Origin of the sequence: Rhizobium indigoferae (genome assembly GCF_034554815.1) — a bacterium.
Lineage (GTDB): Bacteria > Pseudomonadota > Alphaproteobacteria > Rhizobiales > Rhizobiaceae > Rhizobium > Rhizobium leguminosarum.
This window is the reverse complement of the sequence record NZ_CP140636.1, coordinates 240,137-253,763: the sequence shown is the minus strand read 5'-3', so window position 1 is coordinate 253,763 and position 13,627 is coordinate 240,137. Positions and strand designations below refer to the sequence as shown.

The 13,627-nt window shown below is 62.2% G+C and carries 13 protein-coding genes; 7 read left to right on the top strand and 6 right to left on the bottom strand.

The annotated features are described in order from the left end of the window. Window positions 1-164 precede the first annotated feature (164 nt). The 7 genes from U5G49_RS25020 to mmsB all read left to right on the top strand — a co-directional run bounded on the left by U5G49_RS25020 (window position 165) and on the right by mmsB (window position 7,363). Window positions 165-1,370, top strand: a complete 1,206-nt coding sequence (locus tag U5G49_RS25020; protein ID WP_018246520.1) for an ABC transporter substrate-binding protein — start codon at window positions 165-167, stop codon at window positions 1,368-1,370. A 5-nt stretch (window positions 1,371-1,375) separates the two neighbouring features. Next, entirely contained in the window at window positions 1,376-2,158 is a 783-nt protein-coding gene (locus U5G49_RS25015; RefSeq protein WP_018448539.1) for an ABC transporter ATP-binding protein, read from the top strand. Further along, window positions 2,158-2,859, top strand: a complete 702-nt coding sequence (locus tag U5G49_RS25010) for an ABC transporter ATP-binding protein (RefSeq protein WP_018448540.1) — start codon at window positions 2,158-2,160, stop codon at window positions 2,857-2,859. The genes U5G49_RS25015 and U5G49_RS25010 overlap by 1 nt, the downstream gene beginning before the upstream one ends. Before the next feature lie 4 nt (window positions 2,860-2,863). Continuing rightward, window positions 2,864-3,751 carry a branched-chain amino acid ABC transporter permease gene (locus U5G49_RS25005; RefSeq protein WP_003547797.1) on the top strand — a complete coding sequence of 296 codons (888 nt, stop codon included), beginning with the start codon at window positions 2,864-2,866 and terminating at the stop codon, window positions 3,749-3,751. A 1-nt stretch (window position 3,752) separates the two neighbouring features. Beyond that, the gene (locus tag U5G49_RS25000; RefSeq protein WP_018246524.1) at window positions 3,753-4,742 is read left to right on the top strand and encodes a branched-chain amino acid ABC transporter permease; all 990 of its coding nucleotides are present in this window, start codon (window positions 3,753-3,755) and stop codon (window positions 4,740-4,742) included. A gap of 134 nt (window positions 4,743-4,876) precedes the next feature. Continuing rightward, window positions 4,877-6,472 (top strand): GMC family oxidoreductase, encoded by a 1,596-nt coding sequence (locus U5G49_RS24995; protein ID WP_193446891.1) that lies wholly within the window; start codon window positions 4,877-4,879, stop codon window positions 6,470-6,472. A 9-nt stretch (window positions 6,473-6,481) separates the two neighbouring features. Continuing rightward, entirely contained in the window at window positions 6,482-7,363 is an 882-nt protein-coding gene (gene mmsB / locus U5G49_RS24990) for a 3-hydroxyisobutyrate dehydrogenase (protein WP_193446892.1), read from the top strand. A 16-nt stretch (window positions 7,364-7,379) separates the two neighbouring features. Here mmsB and U5G49_RS24985 read toward each other — a convergent pair whose 3' ends face one another. The 6 genes from U5G49_RS24985 to U5G49_RS24960 all read right to left on the bottom strand — a co-directional run bounded on the left by U5G49_RS24985 (window position 7,380) and on the right by U5G49_RS24960 (window position 13,604). After that, on the bottom strand, window positions 7,380-8,135 hold the full coding sequence (locus U5G49_RS24985; protein WP_193446893.1) for a fumarylacetoacetate hydrolase family protein: 756 nt from the start codon (window positions 8,133-8,135) through the stop codon (window positions 7,380-7,382). A 192-nt stretch (window positions 8,136-8,327) separates the two neighbouring features. After that, window positions 8,328-9,707, bottom strand: a complete 1,380-nt coding sequence (locus U5G49_RS24980) for an FGGY-family carbohydrate kinase (protein WP_193446894.1) — start codon at window positions 9,705-9,707, stop codon at window positions 8,328-8,330. After that, window positions 9,704-10,024: an L-rhamnose mutarotase gene (gene rhaM / locus U5G49_RS24975; RefSeq protein WP_193446895.1), complete on the bottom strand. Its 321-nt coding sequence runs from the start codon at window positions 10,022-10,024 to the stop codon at window positions 9,704-9,706. The genes U5G49_RS24980 and rhaM overlap by 4 nt, the downstream gene beginning before the upstream one ends. Next, the gene (locus U5G49_RS24970) at window positions 10,021-11,028 is read right to left on the bottom strand and encodes an ABC transporter permease (RefSeq protein ID WP_018246530.1); all 1,008 of its coding nucleotides are present in this window, start codon (window positions 11,026-11,028) and stop codon (window positions 10,021-10,023) included. The genes rhaM and U5G49_RS24970 overlap by 4 nt, the downstream gene beginning before the upstream one ends. Beyond that, window positions 11,025-12,026 carry an ABC transporter permease gene (locus U5G49_RS24965; protein WP_193446896.1) on the bottom strand — a complete coding sequence of 334 codons (1,002 nt, stop codon included), beginning with the start codon at window positions 12,024-12,026 and terminating at the stop codon, window positions 11,025-11,027. Before U5G49_RS24965 ends, U5G49_RS24970 begins: the two co-directional genes overlap by 4 nt. A 42-nt stretch (window positions 12,027-12,068) precedes the next feature. Continuing rightward, window positions 12,069-13,604 (bottom strand): sugar ABC transporter ATP-binding protein, encoded by a 1,536-nt coding sequence (locus tag U5G49_RS24960; protein WP_130719059.1) that lies wholly within the window; start codon window positions 13,602-13,604, stop codon window positions 12,069-12,071. Between the last annotated feature and the right edge of the window lie 23 nt (window positions 13,605-13,627).

Below are 13,627 nucleotides of genomic sequence, written 5' to 3'. Positions count from 1 at the left end.
TCTGTTCAAAAACGAACAGATACTGTTTGGAATTAGTTGTAAATCACCCGTTGCCTCAGGGCGGAATTTCCGTGATCGTAAGGTGAGGGTCCGTCGTTCTGAGGAGTGCGGCTGGCCAAATTTGAACAGATCCGCAATCTGGCCAATCTCTGGGAGGAGATCATATGCGAAAGAATCTCATTGCATCAGTTGCATTTCTGCTTGCAAGCAGCACAGCGGTGCTCGCGCAGAGCGCGACCGACGGCAAGGTCAAGATCGGCATCCTGAACGACCAGTCGGGTGTCTATGCCGATTTTGGCGGCAAGTCCTCCGTCGAAGCCGCCAAGATGGCGGTCGAGGATTTCGGCGGTAAGGTCCTGGGTGTTCCAGTCGAGATCGTCGATGCCGACCACCAGAACAAGCCTGATATCGCCTCCAACATCGCTCGCCAGTGGTACGACACCGAGCAGGTGGATGCGATCATGGAACTGACGACCTCGTCGGTGGCGCTCGCCGTACAGGCGATCGGCAAGGAAAAGAAGAAGATCGACATCGTCACCGGTGCGGCGACGACGGATCTCACCGGCAAGGCCTGCTCGCCTTATGGCTTCCATTGGGCCTACGATACGCATGCATTGGCCGTCGGTACCGGCGGCGCGCTCGTCAAGCAGGGCGGCGACAGCTGGTTCTTCCTGACCGCCGACTATGCCTTCGGCTATTCGCTGGAGCAGCAGACCAGCGATTATGTCAAGGCAAGCGGCGGCAAGGTTGTCGGCGCTGTCCGCCATCCGCTGTCGACCCAGGACTTCTCGTCCTTCCTGCTGCAGGCGCAATCGTCCGGCGCCAAGGTGATCGGCCTTGCCAATGCCGGCCTCGACACCTCGAACGCCATCAAGCAGGCGGCCGAATTCGGTATCACCCAGGGCGGCCAGCATCTGGCGGCGCTGCTCTTCACGCTCGCCGAAGTCCACGGCCTCGGCCTCGAAGCGGCTCAAGGGTTGACCCTGACGGAAGGTTTTTACTGGAATCGCGACGACGAAAGCCGCGCCTTCGCCAAGAAGTTCTTCGCCCGCACCGGCAAGATGCCGAACATGATCCACACCGGCACCTATTCGGCAGTGACGCAATATTTGAAGGCGGTGGAGAAGGCCGGCACCGACGAGACGGAAGCCGTCGCCAAGCAGCTGCATGAAATGCCGGTCGATGACGTCTTCGGCCGCGGCGGCACGGTCGGCGCCAATGGCCGCATGATCCATGACATGTACCTGCTGCAGGTCAAGAAGCCTTCCGAAAGCAAGGAGCCGTGGGATTATTTCAACGTGCTCGCCACCATTCCCGGCAAGGAAGCCTATATCGACCCCGCCAAGAGCGGCTGCGATCTGGTGAAGTAAGCACGATGGCGGTTTCCGCAATTGAAACTCAGGAAAAACCGCGGGTGGTCTTGTCCGCCCGCGGCCTGCGCCGCGATTTCGGCGGCTTCACCGCCGTCAAGAACGTCGATCTCGACGTGCATGACGCAAGCGTGCATGCGCTGATAGGCCCGAACGGCGCCGGCAAGACGACGGTCTTCAACCTGCTGACCAAGTTCCTGCAGCCGACATCAGGCACGATCACCCTGATGGGCGTTGACATCACGAAGACGCCACCCGACAAGGTGGCGCGCATGGGACTGGTACGCTCTTTCCAAATCTCCGCGGTCTTCCCGCACCTGAGCGTTCTCGACAATGTGCGTGTGGCGCTGCAGCGGCCGAACAATCTTTCCACGCAGTTCTGGCGGCCGATTTCGGCGCTCGACCGGCTGAACGAGCGCGCCGAGCAACTGCTGGCCAGCGTCGGGCTTTCCAAGGAGCGCGATCATATCGCCGCCGATCTTTCGTATGGCCGCAAGCGGGTGCTGGAGATCGCCACCACGCTGGCGCTTGATCCCAAGGTGCTGCTGCTCGACGAGCCGATGGCCGGCATGGGGCAGGAGGATGTCGGCGTCGTCTCATCCATCATCCGCGAGGTCGCCCGCGAGCGGGCGGTGCTCATGGTCGAGCACAATCTCTCCGTCGTCGCCAATATCTGCCAGCATGTCACGGTGCTGCAGCGTGGCGAGATCCTCGCCGAGGGCGATTATGCGACCGTCAGCCAGGACGAGCGCGTACGCGTCGCCTATATGGGTACGGAGGAGCATTGATGGCCGCTCTCCTCGAGGTCCAGGGGCTCAATGCCTGGTACGGCGAAAGCCATGTCCTGCACGGCGTCGATATGCGCGTCGGAGAAGGCGAGACGATCACCATTCTCGGACGTAATGGGGTCGGCAAGACGACGACGCTGCGCACCATCACCGGCATCGTGCGGTCCCGGAAGGGCAAGATCAGCTTTGCCGGCAGCGACATGATGCAGGTGCCGCTGCACAAGACGGCGCATCGGGGCATCGGCTTCGTGCCGGAGGAGCGCGGCATCTTCTCGACGCTAACCGTTTCGGAAAACCTGCTGCTGCCGCCTGTCGTGGCAGCAGGTGGGATGACACTCGACGAGATCTACGAGCTCTTTCCCAATCTCTACGAGCGCCGCGGTAGCCCGGGCACCAAGCTTTCCGGCGGCGAACAGCAGATGTTGGCGATCGCTCGAATCCTACGCACCGGCGTCAGGCTGCTCATTCTCGACGAACCGACGGAAGGGCTTGCCCCCGTGATCGTCCAGCGCATCGGGGAGGTGCTGAAGACGCTGAAGGAGCGCGGCATGACGATCCTGCTCGTCGAGCAGAATTTCCGTTTCGCCAGCCGTATTGCCGATCGCTTCTATCTGATGGATCATGGGCAGATGGTGTCGGAATTCCCGGTCGGTGAACTGCCGCAGCGCATGGACACGCTGCACAAAGTTCTGGGAGTGTGACCAGATGACAATGATCTTCGGCATTCCCCTGCAGGCGCTGTTCGGCCAGCTGCTGATCGGCCTGATCAACGGTTCGTTCTATGCGCTGCTCAGCCTCGGCCTCGCCATCATCTTCGGCCTGCTCCGGGTGATCAACTTCGCCCATGGCGCGCAATATATGCTCGGCGCCTTCGTCGCCTACCTGCTGCTGACCTATGCCGGCATCGGCTACTGGCCGTCGCTGATCCTGGCGCCCGTGATCGTCGGCCTTGCCGGCGCTATCATCGAGCGGCTGTTCCTGCGCCGGCTCTACGATCTCGATCCGCTCTACGGCCTGCTCTTCACCTTCGGCCTGGCGCTCGCGGTCGAGGGCACCTTCCGCTATCTCTACGGCTCTTCCGGCCAGCCCTATGCGACGCCGGCTGCGCTTGCCGGCGGCGCCAACCTCGGCTTCATGTTCCTGCCGATCTATCGCGGCTGGGTGGTCGTCGTCTCGCTCGTCGTCTGCCTTGGCACATGGCTGCTGATCGAGAAGACCAAGCTCGGCGCTTATCTGCGCGCCGCCACGGAAAACGCCGTGCTGGTGCAGGTCTTCGGCGTCAACGTGCCGGTGCTCTTGACGCTCACTTACGCGCTCGGGGCGGGTCTCGCCGCCTTTGCCGGCGTGCTGGCGGCGCCGATCTACCAGGTCTCGCCGCTGATGGGCTCGAACATGATCATCGTCGTCTTCGCCGTGGTCGTCGTCGGCGGCATGGGATCGATCATGGGCGCGATCATCACTGGTTATGTGCTCGGCATCGCCGAGGGCCTGACCAAGGTCTTCTATCCCGAGGCTTCCAACATCGTGATCTTCGTCATCATGGCGATCGTGCTTCTTATCAGGCCCGCGGGCCTCTTCGGACGGGATGCGTGACATGGCTGACATCACCGAAACCATCCAAACGGAAAAAAGCCGAACCGCCCTTTCGGTACAGGCGGGTTTTCTGCTGGCGGGGCTGCTGCTCCTGCTGCTGGCGCCGTTTTTCTTCTATCCGATCTTCCTGATGAAGCTGCTTTGCTTCGCGCTCTTTGCCTGCGCCTTCAACCTGCTGCTCGGCTATACCGGCTTGCTGTCCTTCGGTCATGCCACCTTCTTCGGGGGAGCGGCCTATTTCACCGCCTATACGGTGAAGGCATGGGGCCTGCCGCCGGAACTCGGCATCCTGATTGGGGTGGTGGGCGCGGCGTTTCTCGGCCTCGTCATGGGATTCTTCGCGATCCGCCGTCAGGGCATCTATTTCGCGATGATCACGCTGGCGCTGTCGCAGATGTTCTTCTTCTTCTGCCTGCAGGCGGAGTTCACCGAAGGCGAGGACGGCATCCAGTCGGTGCCGCGCGGCCATCTCTTCGGCTTTATCGATCTGAACAGCTCGACCAATATGTATTATTTCGTGCTGGCTGTTTTCATCATCGGCGTGCTGATCATCTGGCGCTTCATCAATTCGCCCTTCGGCATGATCCTGAAATCGATCCGCGAAAACGAGCAACGGGCGATTTCGCTCGGCTATTCCGTGGCACGCTATAAGCTCGGCGCCTTCGTCATGTCGGCCGCGCTTGCCGGGCTCGCGGGTGCTGTGAAATCGATCGTCTTCCAGTTTGCGACGCTGACCGACGTCGCCTGGCAGATGTCGGGCGAAGTGATCCTGATGACGCTGCTCGGCGGCATCGGCACGCTGATCGGCCCGCTCTTCGGAGCCGGGCTGGTGGTGGCGCTGGAAAACTACCTCGCCACCTCGGAATTCCCGGTGACGATCATCACCGGCATCGTCTTCATGGTCTGCGTACTGATCTTCCGCCGGGGCATCATCGGCGAATTCTACGCCTCGCGGCTGGGGCGGAAACTGGGCTTCGTCTATCGCCGCTGAACGGGCGGACCTCTCTCTTTCCGGAAAGAATCCCTCTTTCCCGGGAAAAGAGACGGGCGGCGGCGCTGCGACTCTTCCTCTCCCCGTGCTGCGGGGAGAGGGAAGCGGCAAGCATCTGGAGTCTCGTGCGGGGCATGGATCGTTACGACTACATCATCATCGGGGCAGGCAGCGCCGGCTGCGTGCTTGCCAACCGGCTGTCCGCCGATGGCAGGAGCCGCGTGCTGCTGCTCGAGGCTGGCGGCAGCGACAATTATCACTGGATCCATATTCCGGTCGGTTATCTCTATTGCATCAACAATCCGCGCACCGACTGGTGCTTCACCACGGCGCCGGAAGCGGGATTGAACGGCCGGGCGTTGAGCTATCCGCGCGGCAAGGTGCTTGGCGGCTGTTCGTCGATCAACGGCATGATCTACATGCGCGGCCAGGCGCGCGATTACGACCTCTGGCGGCAGATGGGCTGCACCGGCTGGGGTTGGGACGATGTTCTGCCCTTCTTCCGCAAGTCCGAGGATTTTTATCGCGGCGAAGACGAGATGCATGGTGCCGGCGGCGAATGGCGCATCGAGAAGGCGCGTGTGCGCTGGGCCGTGCTCGATGCCTTTCAGCAGGCGGCCAGGGAAGCAGGCATCCCTGAGACCGCGGATTTCAACCGCGGCAGCAACGAAGGTTCCGGCTATTTCGACGTCAACCAGCGTTCCGGCATTCGCTGGAACACCTCGAAGGCCTTCCTGCGCCCGGCGATGAAGCGCTCCAACATGACCGTCCTGACCAAAGCGCAGGTCCGGCGGCTGCTGGTGGAGGAGGGCGCCGTTGCCGGCGTCGAATTCCAGCATGGTGGCGTGGCGAAACGCGCCTATGCTGCGAAAGAAACCATCCTTTCGGCCGGTTCGATCGGCTCGCCGCATATCCTGGAACTGTCAGGCATCGGCAGGGGCGAGGTTCTCCAGCGGGCGGGTGTCGATGTCGTCACCGAGGTGAAGGGTGTCGGCGAGAACCTGCAGGACCATCTGCAGCTGCGTCTGGCCTATAAGGTCACAGGCGTTCCGACGCTGAACGAGAAGGCGACGAAGCTGATCGGCAAGGCGGCGATCGGGCTCGAATATCTCGTCCGCCGCTCCGGGCCGATGGCAATGGCGCCGAGCCAGCTCGGCATCTTCACCCGCTCAGGCCCGGACCGGGAAACGCCTGATCTGCAATATCACGTGCAGCCGGTATCGCTGGAGAAGTTCGGCGATCCCGTCCATCCTTTCCCGGCGATCACGGCGAGCGTCTGCAATCTCAGGCCGGAAAGCCGGGGTTCGGTGCACCTTTCGAGCCCGGATTTTGCCGCCCAGCCGACGATCAGCCCGAAATACCTCTCGACGCAGCGCGATCGTGACATAGCTGTCCGTTCAATACGATTGACGCGCAAGATCGTCGCGCAGCCTTCCTTTGCCCGTTTCAAGCCGGAGGAATTCAAGCCGGGACCCGCCTATCAGACGGAGGCCGATCTGGAGCGGGTGGCGGGCGATATCGGCACGACGATCTTCCATCCCGTCGGCACCTGCCGCATGGGCGCCGACAGGGACAGCGTCGTCGATCCCAGGCTGAGATTCCGGGCGCTCGGCAAGCTGAGGATCGCCGACGCCTCGGTGATGCCGTTGATCACCTCGGGCAACACCAATTCGCCGACGATCATGATCGCCGAAAAGGCGGCAGCAATGATCCTCGAAGACAATCGATAGGAGAAGACCATGGCAAGGATCGCATTCATCGGGCTTGGCAACATGGGCGGGCCGATGGCAGCCAATCTGGTCAAATCAGGTCATGAAGTCTTTGGCTTCGATCTCGCGGCTTCGGTGCTGAAGGCGGCCGAGGAGAGCGGCGTCAAACCGGCAAGCCATGCCAGCCAGGCGGTCAAGGACGCGGAGATCATCATCACCATGCTGCCGCAGGGCAGGCACGTGCTGACGGCCTGGACCGATATCCTGCAGTCGGCCGCGCAAGGCACGCTGGTCATCGATTGTTCGACCATCGATGTCGACAGCAGCCGCAAGGCGCATGAGATGGCCAAGGCAGCGAGCTGCCTGTCGCTCGACGCCCCCGTCTCCGGCGGCACGGGCGGGGCGACCGCGGGCACGCTGACCTTCATGGCCGGCGGCTCGGAAGAGGCCTTCGTCAAGGCAAAACCGATCCTCGAGGCGATGGGAAAGAAGATCGTCCATTGCGGCGAGGCCGGCGCCGGCCAGGCGGCGAAGATCTGCAACAACATGATCCTCGGCATTTCGATGATCGGCGTCTGCGAGGCCTTCGTACTCGCCGAGAAACTTGGGCTCTCGCATCAGGCACTGTTCGACGTTGCCTCGACCTCGTCGGGCCAGTGCTGGTCGATCAATACCTATTGCCCGGTGCCCGGACCGGTGCCGACTTCGCCTGCGAATAATGACTACAGGCCGGGCTTTGCCGCAGCCCTGATGCTGAAGGATCTCAGGCTTTCGCAGGAGGCGGCGCTGGCGAGTGGCGCGTCCACGCCGCTCGGCGCGGAAGCAGCGCAGCTTTTCGCGCTCTTCGAGAAGCAGGGTAATGGCGGAAGGGACTTTTCCGCCATCATCGAGATGTTCCGCGAGAAGGCTTAAGCGCCACGGGGTCAAGTCAACCCTTCGATACCGAGAAGCTGAGCCTGCTATTGCCGAGTTCGATGTCGATCTCGCCGGGTTCGGTCAGTTCGATCGCGCCGCTCAACGTGCCTGTGGTGATGAGCGCACCCGTCTTCAGCGATGTCTCGGGGCGCAAGCCATCATTGGCGTAATCGACGAGCCAGGTGAGAACGTCGCCCTTCGGATGCTGTGCCGGACCATCAAAGATCGTGCGGCCGGCATGAGTGACCTTGAGCGGCGTTCCCCCGACGGTGTCGACAACGCTTTTTTCGAGCTTCGGACCGAGCACATAGCCGCTATTGCCGAGGCGGTCGGCGACGAACAGCAGAAAGGAAACGCTGCCGCTTTCCCTAACCGCGCTCACCAGCAGCTCGGCGCCGAGATGGACAGCGGAGATCGCCTCGACCACGTCGGCGCGGCTATATGGAACGGTGCGGACCGGCAGGTCCCTGCCGAGCCGCACGGCGATCTCGGTTTCGAATTTCAGGCCCGGATACCAGGGAATGTCAGCGCCCGAGACGGCTTCGGCATAGGGATGCAGCGGAGCGGTGACCGCCTGGCCCTGCGGCGAGACCGTCACCTTCCAGGCGTTGCTGGCAATACCGTCTGTCGCCGCGAGCAAATTCTGCGCCTCCATCGCCTGATGGAGATCGGCTGGCAGCGGGAAAGTGTCCGTTGCCTCCTGCCTGCCGGCCTGGCGCAGGCCGTGAAGCCTGGCTGCAACCCTACGCGGATCGAATGTCTCTGTCATGCTATCTCCTCGACCTGATTTTCGAGGTGCCACACTAGAGCATGATGCCGAAAAGTGTGAGCGGTTTTCGGACGACATCATGCTCTAACTATATAATGTAGAACAGGATTCAGATTTTAGGCCGACCCGGCCTAAAATCATCCTGTTCTAGCGAGAAGGCAGGGACGAACAAGGCCGCTTTTGGAAAGACTCCTATTCCATCGCCGCGTACCAGCGGGTGCGATAGGTGGTCAGTCCGGGGATATCGGTCGGCGGAACATGCGTCTCGGCACCCGACACTGGCCGGATGCCGGTGAGAAGGGCGGCACCCTGGCTGGTGCCGGTTGTGCCAGGAAGGGCCATGACCTCGCGGCCGGTTAGGGCGGCCAGCAGCGTGAGATAGGTCCCATTCAGGGCAAACGGGCCTTCGACGATAACAGGGCCTTTGGCGCCGATCAGTCCGAGGCAGGCATCGGTCATCAAGGCGAGATAGAGGCAGGCAGCGGCAGAGCGCTCCTCGCGGTTTGCTTCTTCGGCACCGATCCAGCGGCTTGCCTTTCCCGGAAAGGGCCCGGAACCCGGGGCGACGTTCGGCAGGAGCATCATGCCTTTGTCGATGACCGAGCCGATTGCCGCCTGGGCGGCTTTTTCGTCGACAGGGCCGATCTCGGCCGAAAGGCTCTCGAATTCCCGGCCGCCCATGAAACGCGAGGAGGGGACGGCCCGGCCATAGGCATCGACATTGGCGAGCGTATCGCGTTTCGGGTCGAGGTGATCGAGATCGCCGCCGACGCCGAAATTGATGACCCATGTGCCGGTGGAGACGACGGCAAAGGGCGCTTCGCGACGCACCAGATGCGGCAGCAGCGAGGCATTGGAATCATGAATGCCGCAATAGACCGGAACGGGTGCTGAAAGGCCGAGCTCAGCGGCGATTTCAGGCAGAACCGGGCCGAGCGCATCGAAGGCGGAGCGGATCGGCGCCATGAGGTCGCGAATGCCAAGCCTGTCGACGAGCGAGGAATAGCTGGCGGCCCTCGGGTTCCAGAGGTCGGTGTGACAGCCGAGCGAGGTCAGCTCATTGGCGGCGACACCGGTCAGCCGTGCCGTCCAATATTGCGCATAGGTGAGGATGGTGGCAACCTCGGCGAATTCCTCGGGAAAGGCGGTCTTCTGGTAGTGCAGTTGGGCGCCGACGTTGAGGCCCATCGCGAGGTGCGGCGAGAAGGTTTCGTCGAAGGAGGGGCGCAGCCGCGTATAGGCGTCGCGGATTTTCTGCGGATATTCGTGTTCATAGTCGATGACAGGCATGGCAAGCGCGCCGTCTCGGCCAAGCAGTGCTGCGGATGCGCCATGAGTGGTGATCGAAATGGCGTCGAAGCCGGGCTCGCGCGCAAGGCTTTTCAGCGCATCGAGCGCAAAGGACCAGAGAGCCTCTACGTCGTAATGCGGATAGAGACCGGTTTTGATCGCGATATTCGGCCGTTTCAGGACGGCGACCTCGGCGCCCGTCTCGCTGTCGAGCACGACGACCTTGGCATTGGTCTTGCCGATGTCGAGGACGGCGATGCGGCGATAAGAGGTGGCGTTCATGGCATATGGAAGACGGTGACCAGGTCGCTCTGGACCGGCGAATTATCGGGATTGGTCGCCATGATATCAGCCATGTGCGCCCACCATTTTTTCATGACCGGATGGTCCGGCAGGCTTGCCATCCTATGGTCGGCGGGCCGCGTCAACACGCCGAACAGCGTGTTGGTCTCGCGGTCGAGATGGATGGAATAGTCGCTGGCGCCTGACTTGTGCAGGAGATCGACCAGTTCCGGCCAGATCTCGTCATGCCGCTTGCGGTATTCGGCTTCCATGCCCGGATTGAGCCGCATTTTGAAGGCGTGTTTTTCTAAAGTCATCGGGAGCTCATGACCTTGATGCGGCGGGCGATGATCGGGATGGCGATGGTGATGATCAGAAGCAGGCCGATGAAGATCGACATGACGATGCCTGGCACGTTCAGCAGGCCGAGGCCGAAGGTGACGAGACCCATGACGAAGGCGGCGATGACGACGCCGACGATGGTGCCGGAGCCACCGAGGATCGAGATGCCGCCGAGCACGACCATGGTGACGACCTCAAGTTCCCAGCCCTGGGCGATTGACGGCCGGGTCGAGCCGAGGCGTGAGGTCAAGCAGACGGCGGCAACGCCGCTCATGACGCCGGTCAACAGGAAGAGGATGAATTTGACGCGCTCGACCGGAATGCCGGAGAAGCGGGCGGCGAAGTCGTTGTTGCCGATCGCATAGACCTGCCGGCCGAAATTCGTCGCATGCAGGAGGATGGCGAAGAGGATCGCCAGCACGATGAAGAGCACGAATTCGAAGGAGAATACCCAGACGACATAGCCCTGGCCGAAATAGGCGAAATCAGCCGGGTATTTGCCATAGGCCTGATCACCGAGGACGATATAGGAAATGCCGCGGAAAAGGCTCATCGTGCCGATGGTGACGACGATCGACGGCAGTTTCAGCACCGAGACCAGAACGCCGTTGAAGATGCCGCAGGCAAGGCCGGTGCCGATGCCGATCGCGACCAGGCCCGGTGTGCCGATGCCGACCTGCGCTGCCGCGCCCATTGCCGTCGAGGCGAGCGCGATGATCGCGGCGACCGAGAGGTCGATCTCGCCTGATATGACGAGCAGCGCCATGGCGAAGGCGATCATTGCCTTTTCGGTGAAGTTGAAGGTGGCGTCCGAGAGATTCCAGGCATCGAGGAAATATGGCGAGGCGAGCGAATTGAAGATGAAGATCAGGACGGCGACGGCAAAGAGCAGTACTTCCCAGCTCGCGAGGATGCGGCGGAAGGGTGTGCCGAGGCGGTCGGGAATGACCCGCTTTTCGTGTGTAGACACGGTGCTCATGCTACGGCCTCCGTTCTGATCTCGGCCGCGGCGCGGTCGCGCAGGATGATGCGGCCGCGGTTGCGCTCGCGCCTGGCGTTGAAGGCGACGGCGAGAATGATGACGGTTCCGGAGATTGCCATCTGCGTGAAGGGTGAAATGCCGATCACCGGCAATGCATTCTTGATGACGCCGAGGAAGAGCGCGCCGAGCACGGTGCCGGCGACCGAGCCGACGCCGCCGGCAATCGAGATGCCGCCGATAACGCAGGCCGCGACGCTGTCGAGCTCGAAGCCGTTGGCGATATCGACATAGGCAACAGCATAACGCGACACCCAGAGATAGCTCGCAAGGCCGGCGAGCGCCCCCGACAGAACGAAGGCCAGGAATTTCGTCCAGCCCGTATCGATGCCGGCATAGACGGCCGCGGTCGGATTGCCGCCCGTGGCATAGGCCGAGCGGCCGAACTGGGTGTACCTGAGCAGGACATACATCAAGAGCACGATAACGATCCCCACCCAGCCGAGAACGGGCAGGCCGAGGATCGGCGTGCGCGGCACCGACAGGAAGATCGGCGTCATCTGGTGGGCGTTGACCCACGCCCCGCCCGACAGCACGAAGGCCATGCCGCGATAGATGGTGAGCGTGCCGAGTGTCACGACGATCGGCGGGATTTCGAGCGCCCAGACGAGAAGGCCGTTGATGGCGCCGAGGCAGGCGCCGATGACGATCGCGGCAAGGATGAGCACGACGAGCGGCAGGTCGGGATAGGCGGCATTCATCATCGCGATCGCCATGCCGGTGAAGGCGAGGTTGGCAGCAACCGACAGGTCGATCGATTTCGTCAGAATGACCGTCATCTGCGCGAGCGCCAGGATGATCAGGATGGAGGTATCGTTGAAAATGCCGGCGAGATTCTCCGGCGTTGCGAAATCGGCAGCGCGCGTCGAAAAGATCGCGATCATCACGACGATGATGAGGAATAGCAGGGTTTCGCGTTTTCTGATCAGTCTTGCCATGCTCTTACCTTATGAATTGCTGGACCTTATGCATTGCGGGCCTCATGCATTGCCGGTGGCGGCGCGCACCAGCGCTTCCGGCGACAGCTCGGCGCGGTCGAAAATTCCGGCGGCGAGACCTTCCTTCATCACCAGGACGCGGTCCGACATGCCGATGATCTCGGGCAGTTCGGACGAGACCATGATGATCGACAGGCCCTCGGCGGCGAGTTCGCTGATGAAGCCGTGCACGGCCGCCTTCGAACCGATGTCGATGCCCTTTGTGGGTTCATCGAGGATGATGACCTTCGGCGCCGTCGCCAGCCATTTGCCGATGACGACCTTCTGCTGGTTGCCGCCGGAGAGCGTGCCGACCGGGACGGAAAGGGCAGCGGCGCGTAAGTCCAGCCGCTCGGCATATTTGCGGGCGAGCGCGAATTCGTTGGCCGCCCTGAGGAAGCCCCGGCGCGAGGTGCGGGCGAGCGAGGGCAGCGTCATGTTCTGGAAGATCGGCATCGGCAGCGCCAGCCCGTGGCGGCCGCGTTCCTCCGGCACATAGACGATGCCGGCCCGGATCGCATCCTGCGGCGAATGGATGGTGATCTCGCGGCCTTCGAGCATCATGGTGCCGGAGAGCGGCCTGGTGATGCCGAAGAGCGATTGGGACAGTTCCGAGCGCCCGGCGCCGATCAGGCCGTAAATGCCGAGAATCTCGCCCTGGCGCAGGGTGAAGGAGATGTCACGGAATTCGGTGCGGTGGCTATAGTTGCGGATCTCGAGAACCGGGCCGCCGATGGCGACATCGACCTTCGGAAAGGCATTCTCGACGTCGCGGCCGACCATCATGCGGACGATCTCGTCCTGCGGCGTTTCCTTGAGCCGGCCCTGGCCGACGGCGCGGCCGTCGCGGAAGACGACGAAATCGTCGGCGATCTCGTATACCTCGTCGAACTTGTGGCTGATGAAGAGGATCGCCTTGCCCTTTTCCTTCAGGCCCCGGACGATGCGGAAGAGATCGTCGATCTCCTTGCGGGAAAGGGCTGCCGTCGGTTCGTCCATGATGACGATGCGGGCCTCGATCGACAGAGCGCGCGCAATCGCCACCAGATGGCGCTGCGCGATCGAGAGGTCCTTCAGCCGGATCGTCGGATCGATATTGCTTTCGAGCGCGGTCAGCAGCGCCTTCGCGCGGCTGTTCATCGCCTGCCAGTCGATGGTGCGCAAACGCGTGCGCGGCGCATGGCCGAGGAAAATGTTTTCGGCAACCGTCAGTTCGTCGAACAGCACGGTTTCCTGATGGATGGCGGTGACGCCGGCATCGATTGCGGCTTGGGCGCTGGCAAAGGTCACCGGTTGGCCGTCGACCAGGATCTCGCCTTCATTCGGCCTGTAAATGCCGGTCAGGATCTTGACCAGCGTCGATTTGCCGGCGCCGTTTTCGCCAATCAGCGCGGTCACCGTGCCTGGATGCAGTGCGATGCTGACATTGTCGAGCGCTTTCACGCCCGGAAAGATCTGGGAGATGCCGCGCATTTCCAAAATGGCGGGCGCATCACCGGTTTTGCTGTCCGTGGCGGTTTGTTGAAAGGCAGCGTTCATCGAGCTTCTACCAGTGTCGAATG